The organism is Fusobacterium sp. SYSU M8D902 (assembly GCF_040199715.1).
In the GTDB taxonomy this organism is placed as follows: Bacteria; Fusobacteriota; Fusobacteriia; order Fusobacteriales; family Fusobacteriaceae; genus Fusobacterium_A.
In genome coordinates this window covers 43,614-50,827 of sequence record NZ_JBEFNA010000017.1, presented here as the reverse complement: position 1 = coordinate 50,827, position 7,214 = coordinate 43,614, and the positions used below count along the sequence as shown (strand labels likewise).

Here is a 7,214-nt window from a genome sequence, read left to right as displayed (position 1 = left end):
ATTTCTTTAATAAGTTCTTTAGGTAATAAAGACATAAAAAAACCTCCCTTGATATTAATTAAATTATACTTATAATTTATCAATAATCAAGAGAGATTTTTATTTACACAAAATTTTTTATACTATCGCGAGATATATTAAACTTACTCTTTTATTCTTTGAATAAAAATTAATTCTAGTTTATTCTATTTTTTTATCTTATGTTATCTAGTAAAAAGACTTTTAAAATAATTTTGAGCATTCTCAAAATCTTTTTCATTAGGGTGGGATTTAGCCCCTTCAATTCTTTCCAATCTCTCAGGTGTTAAAGGATGAACTAATTTTAGAGGGAATTTTCCCATTTTTTCAACAAGTTTAGGATCAATTTTTCCTCTACATAGGAATCCACCAAGAAGGTTATTATTTTTATTACATAATTCTGTAACTCTTTCAAATACTTTTTTTCCGTGATCTGATTCTGGTTCAGCCCCTAATGTTCCAATAAATGCTATCTCTTTTTTAGAGAGTTTTTTAATAAATTCTCTAGTTCTTTTGTCAGCAGTACCCTTATCAACCCAAAAACCAATTATAAATCTATTAAAGCTATCTATATCCAGCTCTTTTATATCAGAAATAGAGACAATACTCTTTTCTCCTTCGATAATTTCATAGACTTTTTCACATACCATTTTTGTATTCCCTGTTAAAGAGGAATAAACCACCAATGTATTCATTTTTACCCCCATATAATTATTTATTATCAATCATTGATTCAACTAAAGTTGCAGTAATGCTATTTCCCCAAAATACACCGTCTAAAGTATATTCCATTGTATCATCAGTTAGTACTATTAATCCTTTTTTCTCAAAGTCCTTTAAAATATGATAGATTTTATCATAAGACTCTTTAGCTAATTCTTTGATCTCGCTAAGATTTATTTTTTTATACTGTAATATACCTGAAAGTTTTTTTACTCTAAATTTTAACTCATTATCATAAGCATAGAAAGTTATCAATTTATTTAGATGGAAAAATTCATAATTAGAAACTCTTCCACCAGCACCTACACCAATAGCAATTAGATCGGAAGATGAATTGACATTTTTAATGTATCTGTATTCATCTTTACCATTTGTTATTTTAGTATGCTCTAATATTGAGTAGCCATTTGAAAGAGTAATATCTAAAAATTTATCGTGTAACTCCTTATCTCTTGCTAAATTATATCTAAAGATAACTTTATTTTCAGATCTATCTTTTGAAATTTGAGATCCCTCTTGTATCATTAAGGAATAGAAACTAACACTATCTACACCTAATTCACAAGCAAGTTTTGCATCAGTTTCAATCTCTTCATCAGTTTGGTCAGGATAGTTATAGATGATGTCAATACATATAAGTCCTTTAAATCTTTCTCTGATCTCTTTTATTCTATTAGTGATATACTCTTGTTCATAAGTTCTATTGAGTAACTTTCTTCCTCTGTTAGAAAAAGTTTGTATTCCGATACTTATTCTATTAACTCCATATTTCTCCATTATTTCTAATTTTTCCCAAGTTAAATTGTGTAAAGTTGTTTCAAAAGTAAATTCACAATTATCAGAAATATTGAAATTTTCTCTTAAAGTAGAGAGTATCTTTTCAAGTTGGTGAGCTTTATATATTGTAGGTGTTCCACCACCAAAAAATATTGTTGTGATATTTTTCTCTTTTATGTAGTTTTTTTCTCCATATTTTTTAAACTCTTTGCAAAGATAATCTGTATAGTCATTAAGATCATTATCAATCTGTTTTCTATTCATATTACAAAATGAACAAATTTTATCACAATATGGAGTATGTACATATATTCCACCCTCTTGTGTGATAGGGTTCTCTTTTAATATTTTATTAAATGTAAATGGTGTTACTATTTTTCTACCCATTTTTTTATCAATAATATTTTTTACATCATGGTGTGATTTATATCTTATATCAAACATTTGGTGCACTCCTTCTTATTTTTAAATTGATAGCTTATTAGATAACAATATGAATTAATTTATTATAATACTCTATTAGATATAATACATTAATTAAAAAAATATGTCAATGACTAAAAATTTAAATAGGAAATATTTGAAATTAAAAATAATTATCTAGTTAAAAAATTAAGAAATAGAAATAAAACTAGAATAAAATGGCACATATAGCATAAAATTTAAAGGATATTAAAAAAAATTAACGAATAATATCATAGAAGGGAGAGTTTAAATTACTTCTTAATTCAATAAAAAGTATTAGACTAAAGCAGGAGGGAGTATGAAAATAGTAACAAAAGAGTGGGCTCAAAAATTTGAAGAAGCAGAGTATTTAAATGATATTTTAGATGGATTAAAAGAGATACAGGAAAAAAATGGATATACAGATAAAGAGATGGATGAAGATTTAGATGTAGCACTTTGGAGAGCTTATGTCTACAATAATATGGATAGTTATGATTTTTATGAACTCTCAGAAAAAACTCTTGCCAGAGTAAAGGACAAGGGGGTAAAAAGTGGCATCTGGTGTTATAGGTACTCTTGTGCACTAGTCTATCTTAGAAGATATGATGAAGCATTAGAGTATAGTAGATTAGGAACAGAAGTTGAGCCAGATTATCCATGGGGGTGGTTACAACTAGGTAGACTTTGCTACAAATTTAATTTGTTAGATGAAGCTTTTAAGGCAATTGATAAAGGACTAGAACTTGTACCAAATGATTATGAGTTTTTAACTTTAAAAGATGATATAGAAAATGATAGAGGTTATGTCTATACAAATTCTCATTACATAAATGAAGAGACTGATAAAAATTCCCAAGATAGACTTATAAGTATTGATGATGAAAGAGCATATAATGAGTTTTTAAATAAGAGCGAGTTGGAAAAGAGATTAGATATACTACATAAAGAGGACAAAAATCAAGAGATAATAGATATAATAACAAGTTTACCTAAAGAGGAGCTAAATTATATTATTTTAGGAAAACTAGCAAGGGCGTATAACAATAATGATCAGTATGAAAAAGGATTGGAAGTTTTACTCTCTTTGAAAGAGGAGGGAGAAAAGGACTCTCTTTGGAATTTTCGTGCTGGTTACTCTTGTTACTATTTGGGAAAACTTGAAGAAGCAGAGAGCTATTTTAAAAAAGCTTTAGAAATAAATCCTAATGAACCTGATGCAGAGATGCTTTTAAGATATACCTATTCTGATTTAGGAAACAGAAAATTTGAAGAGGGTGATAATGAGGGTGGAATAGATTTTTACAAAAAAATGTTGGACACTATAAAAAATGATAGGGATCTAATATATGTAAAGTCTGAATTGGCTTGGGCATATGATCATATAGGTGAGTATGAAAACTCTTTACAATGTTTAGATGAGGTTACGAAGTTGGGAAGAGATGACATTTGGGTACATTCAGAATTAGGGTTTTGTTTAGGTGGATTAAAGAGATTTGATCAAGCTATTCTAGAGTTTGAAAAAGCAATAGAAATGGGAAGAGCAGATGAATGGGTATTTGAGAGATTGGCTGTTTGTTACAGAGAGATAGAAAATTACGATAAGGCTTTGGAGAACTATGAGAAAGCTTTAGAGATTGAACCAGATGAAATATATGTAATCTCTGAATTAGCTTGGATCTATGACAATGTAAAAAATGATACTGCTAAAGGATTAGAATATCTACAGAGAGCAAAAGAGTTAGGAAGAGATGACATCTGGATAAACTCTGAATTTGGGTGGGTGTATAACCATAGTCAAAAAAATCAAGAGGCTTTAGAATTTTTAGAAAAGGCAAAAGAGTTGGGTAGAGAAGATGGTTGGATATATTATGAACTAGGTTATGCCTTAGTTAGATTGAATAGAGTAGATGAGGGACTAAAAAATTATTTAAAAGCAAAAGAGCTAGGAAAAGATGATATAGGAACGAATGTTGAGATAGGATACTGGTTAAATGCTACAGATAAATCAGAAGAAGCTTTACCATATTTAGAGAAGGCTAGAGAGTTAAGAGGTGAGGCTGATATTTGGATTGATTCTGAATTGGGATTTACTTTTGATAGATTGAAAAGATATGAAGATGGTTTGGTATATTTGAAGAAAGCTGAGGAATTAGGAAGAGATGATGAGTGGTTATTTTCAGAGTTAGGTTTCTGTTTAAAAAATCTTGAAAATTATGAAGAAGCTTTAGAGTATTATTTAAAGGCAGAAGAAAAGGGAAGAACAGATGAATGGCTCAACTTAGAAGTGGGAGAGATATTGGGAGAGTTAGAGAGATATGAAGAGGCTATTATAAGATTACAACATCTTCTTTCTCTTGAAGATTCAGACAAGACATTTATAAACTCTCAGATAGGATATTTTTATGGAAGGTTGAATAATGCACAAGAAGCTTTAAAATATCTATACGAAGCTGAAAAGTTGGGAAGAGATGATATTTGGCTCTACTGTGAAATAGGTTGGAATTTAGCTGACGAGTCTATAAAGAAATATGAAGAGGCATTGGAGTATTTAGATAGAGCTGTAAAATTAGGAAGAGATGATGTTTGGATCAATGGACAGTTAGGATTTATCTATAGTAAATTAGAGAGATATGAGGAAGCTATTACTTATTTTGAAAAGGCTAACTTTATGGATACAGAGGATAGTTGGTTGATTTATCAATTGGGATCAATCTATAGAAAAAGTGGTGAAGTTCTAAAGGCTATAAAAATATTGGAAGATTCTTTAGAAAAGAATCAATTTAAAGGTTGGGTAGAACTAGAATTAGCTTGGTGTTATGCTCTTATAGATGAGAGAGAGAAGGCACAAAAATATTTAGACGAAGCTCACTTATATATAGAAGGAGAGATTTTAAACTCAGAAGAGTTGAAAAAAGATGTAGAAAATATTAAGAAACTTATTCAATCAATGACTCTATTATCATAAAACTAAGAAAACTCTAGCTTTCGCTAGAGTTTTTTTGTATAATTAATATTATATAGGAGTTTACTTTGCCATATTTAAGTCATAAATAAAAAGTATACTCATATTGAAAAATAGGATGAAAGGAGTTAAATATGAATATAAGATTTTTTGGAAATATAGATTTGAACGAAGATTATCACGAGACTGAGATTCATCTATTGGAAAAAAATATCTCTTTAGATCTAAATTTAGAAGAAGTTTTAGGGAAAAAAGATTGGATATTAGAATATGATGAATATGTCTCAAAACTATCTAGTTATAAAGAAAATATAGAAAAAAGATTGAATGGGGATTTTGATGATTGGGGAGTTACAAAAGAGTGGATAGATTGGCATATAGAAGAATTTGATAAAAGTACTGTAGAAAAGCTTGTAAAAAATTTAGATAACAATATGCAACTAGATGAAAAACTTTTAACAAGAGTGAATTTAGTAAGAGTAGGAATATACCCAGGATATGAAGATTATGCTATATGGGATTTTATGCTTGATGGGAAGATTAGTGACCAAATTTTAGTAGTGATTACTAACAATAGAGGAGAAATTTTAGATATAACTTGGGAAAGTTAAGGAGGACTTATGGAAAATAAAAATTTAATAAATGGATTTATACTTTTTAAGGATAAAAATTGTGATTTTACTGCAATTCAGAGAAATTTAAAAGCTGATTGGAATATAGAGTTAAATAGTGAGATAAAAGATGGGGCAACAGTATTTAATGTAGGAAATACTATGGTCACACTTGCAATGATACAGGCACCAGTTCCAAATAACGAAGCAGAAGAAAATGCTAAAAACAATATTTTTTGGGAGAATGGAGTACAGTTAACATCTGAGCATCAATCACATATGATAGTAACTGTAAGTGGTGGAAAGGATAGTGTAAAGAGTGCAAAATTATTTGTAAAAATAGCATCTAGCATCTTAAAATTAGAAAATACAATTGGAATATATAAATACCCTACTGTTATCCCTTCTGATATCTATATTGAAGTTGCAGATGAGATGAAAGATGATGGATTCCCTGTTTTGAATATGGTGTATATTGGAATGTATAGAAGTGATAATGGAATTTGTGGTTATACAGAGGGACTTAAGTATTTTGGAAAAAAAGAGATAGAAGTTTTAGATACAGATGTTGAAGTTTTTGAATTATATGAGTTTTTAATAGATATAGCAAATTATGTAATTACATCTGATGTAAAATTAAATGACGGTGAAACAATTGGATTCTCTGCAGAGCAGAAGCTACCAATAACTTTATCTGAAGGGGTAGCCTTAGAGGAAGATACTTTGAAAATTGAGTTCAATAATGAAAATAAAGGGGAGTAAATAATGGCAAATATAAGTGAAGATAAATGGTATGATACATTTGAAGAGTACTCAATAAAATTTGGTGAAGTAAGACCTGATTACAAAAAATTAAAAAAAGAGGAAGCTGAGATGGGAGCTCTATTTAATATGGAGTTAGATATGCACAATGGTGGATTTTTACAATTTTATTGCAATTGGGGATATGAGGCCTATATCTATGCTTTGAGAGGATTGGAATCTATTGGAGCTTTAGAAACTAAAAAAATCTTAGAAAAGCAGTATGGAGTCATTGCTAAGTTGAAAGATGATAAGAGAATAGATGAGTTATGGGCGATTCCTGAATTTTTAAAAGAGAGTGAATTAGATAAGATTGAGAGTTTGGATGAGGAGTACTGGGAGGATAAAGAGAGTATAATGGATAGAATGTATACTCACTATATAGAAGAAAAGTAGTGTTAAATATATATTCAGAAAGGGAAGATAAGTATGTGGATTTGGTTTTTTATAGGAGTGGCCTTTATTGTAGTTGAGTGTTTAGGCTTTGGATTGATTTCAATATGGTTTGCTATAGGAGCTTTTGTAGCAATGTTCTTTACAGATCTTCCAGTGGATTATCAATTTTATATTTTTATAGCTGTATCAGCTTTATCCTTACTTTTAATAAGAAAAACAGCAGTTATTCATTTAAAAGGAAAGGGGAAAGAGCTAGATAGAATTACAAAAGCTAAGGTAAAAATTGAAAATCTAGAAGAGAGAGGAAATAGGGATATATACATTGTAAAACTAGATGGGAAGATCTGGGAAGCTATTTGTGATGAGAAGTTAGAACTTAATGAGATTGCTCAAGTAGAAAAGATTCAAGGGAATAAATTAGTTTTAACTAAATTAAAAAATTGTACCAATGAATAATTTATCTTAAGGAGGAAAAGATT

The 7,214-nt window shown here is 29.2% G+C and carries 7 protein-coding genes and 1 pseudogene; 6 read left to right on the top strand and 2 right to left on the bottom strand.

The features are described 5' to 3' along the window. Positions 1-203: 203 nt before the first annotated feature. A complete protein-coding gene (locus ABNK64_RS07310) occupies positions 204-713 on the bottom strand; it encodes a flavodoxin family protein (protein WP_349763966.1) in 510 nt (169 codons plus the stop codon). A gap of 16 nt (positions 714-729) precedes the next feature. Then, entirely contained in the window at positions 730-1,962 is a 1,233-nt protein-coding gene (locus ABNK64_RS07305; protein WP_349763965.1) for a coproporphyrinogen-III oxidase family protein, read from the bottom strand. Between the two features lie 319 nt (positions 1,963-2,281). On the opposite strand from ABNK64_RS07305, the pseudogene ABNK64_RS11230 reads away from it, so the two are divergent. The 6 genes and pseudogenes from ABNK64_RS11230 to ABNK64_RS07280 form a co-directional block, all read left to right on the top strand. Continuing rightward, a pseudogene (locus tag ABNK64_RS11230) lies at positions 2,282-2,866 on the top strand (tetratricopeptide repeat protein); the annotation flags it as partial. Positions 2,867-2,881: 15 nt separating this feature from the next. Then, on the top strand, positions 2,882-4,930 hold the full coding sequence (locus ABNK64_RS07300) for a tetratricopeptide repeat protein (protein WP_502878728.1): 2,049 nt from the start codon (positions 2,882-2,884) through the stop codon (positions 4,928-4,930). A 131-nt stretch (positions 4,931-5,061) separates the two neighbouring features. Then, the gene (locus ABNK64_RS07295; RefSeq protein ID WP_349763963.1) at positions 5,062-5,538 is read left to right on the top strand and encodes a DUF2004 domain-containing protein; all 477 of its coding nucleotides are present in this window, start codon (positions 5,062-5,064) and stop codon (positions 5,536-5,538) included. Positions 5,539-5,547: 9 nt separating this feature from the next. Next, complete coding sequence (locus ABNK64_RS07290) at positions 5,548-6,300, top strand: DUF4261 domain-containing protein (protein WP_349763962.1); 753 nt, start codon at positions 5,548-5,550, stop codon at positions 6,298-6,300. A 3-nt stretch (positions 6,301-6,303) separates the two neighbouring features. Next, positions 6,304-6,735, top strand: a complete 432-nt coding sequence (locus ABNK64_RS07285; protein WP_349763961.1) for a DMP19 family protein — start codon at positions 6,304-6,306, stop codon at positions 6,733-6,735. Between the two features lie 33 nt (positions 6,736-6,768). Beyond that, a complete protein-coding gene (locus ABNK64_RS07280) occupies positions 6,769-7,191 on the top strand; it encodes an NfeD family protein (protein WP_291256820.1) in 423 nt (140 codons plus the stop codon). Positions 7,192-7,214: the final 23 nt, after the last annotated feature.